The organism is Limnospira sp. PMC 1279.21 (genome assembly GCF_032349615.1).
GTDB classification, from domain to species: Bacteria; Cyanobacteriota; Cyanobacteriia; order Cyanobacteriales; family Microcoleaceae; genus Limnospira; species Limnospira fusiformis.
In genome coordinates this window covers 1-324 of record NZ_JARPLU010000582.1, presented here as the reverse complement: position 1 = coordinate 324, position 324 = coordinate 1, and the positions used below count along the sequence as shown (strand labels likewise).

1 protein-coding gene is annotated in these 324 nt (G+C 36.1%); it reads left to right on the top strand.

Translation table 11 applies throughout. The features are described 5' to 3' along the window. Positions 1-3: 3 nt before the first annotated feature. Positions 4-324 (top strand): putative transposase (locus tag P5683_RS26060; protein ID WP_396442941.1); only part of this gene is annotated, 321 nt, incomplete at its 3' end.

Sequence of the window (324 nt, the reverse complement as noted above, 5' to 3'; positions counted from 1 at the left end):
TAAATTACAGACTATGAGCAACAAATTGAGCAACTCCTCAAACACAGAAGTACCTTTACCTCCCGTATTGCCGTCAAAGACATGAGTGGTGAGAACAAACAATATAACCGATTGAAAAAAGAAAGCAAACTGCTCATAAATATCATAAAAATGATCGCTTACAGAGCTGAAACAACATTGGTCAACCTTATAAAACCATACTATGTCAACAACGATAAGGATGGAAGGACACTCATCAAGGAAATCTTTACTACACCAGCTGATATCTATCCAGATTATGAAAACAAAACAATCAAGGTAACTTTACATTCTCTCTCAAGCCCA